The following is an 832-nucleotide window of genomic DNA, read 5'->3' on the forward strand; positions in this document are numbered from 1 at the left end:
TGAATATAAATTATCATACCCCTTTTTCTATGCAACTCTTAAAGTACTCTGTTCTTTTGTATTACGCATCATGTCTTGACTTTAAGTTTCTTTTTAAAAATGATGGAAAAGTTACATGCTACATAGACGGAAAAAACGAGATTTTAAAGGCTCCCTCTACGAACCACGTAGCTTTTTTCTCCTTTTCCCATTCATTCTTACACATGTAACTTTATTCTTACAGCATAAATGATCTTCTTTCTCTCACACAAACCTTACCGGCAGAGAACCAAAAAATAGTCTTAACAAAAGAAAATGGTCATTGTGGCAATGAACATGTATTTAAATCAAGTCACGTTAAATTCATTCGAGGGAAAATACTTATCTACCAATGCATAGATAATCGCTGCTGTTTCAACATCTAGAATCCCATCATAATTTTCTTGACGAAAATGAAGCTGAAATGCCCGAATTAACTCATTGTACCCAATTTCGCTTCCTGCAGCTGAAGTATCATATCCGTAACATCTCAATTTGGTCACAATATCTGCTTTGCTTGGAAAACTTTCACAAAACTGCCTCTGATAATGCTCCTTTAATTCATCATCATACCATGCCCCTATGCCTGCTACATAAAGTTCTTTCCATGGAAAAGCTGCACCTGGATCACTCTTTCTTCCAATGGCAATATCACTATGACCCACAACATCGGTTGGCATAATATCAGGATACCGTTGAAGAACATTCAATGCAAGTTCTTTAACTGCATCAATTTGCGTGGGATTATAAGGAGGAAATGTAAATACCTCATTATTACAAGGCACTAAATTAACTGCGTGATAGGGAAGAGCTG

General features: G+C 36.2%; 1 protein-coding gene. It reads right to left on the reverse strand.

Features of this window, described 5'->3' with window-relative positions:
• Positions 1-326: 326 nt before the first annotated feature.
• Positions 327-832: N-acetylmuramoyl-L-alanine amidase (locus tag ACFIK8_RS10725; protein WP_375669418.1), on the reverse strand; the 506-nt coding region annotated here is incomplete at its 5' end.

It is taken from the genome of Bartonella sp. MR168JLCBS (assembly GCF_042194175.1).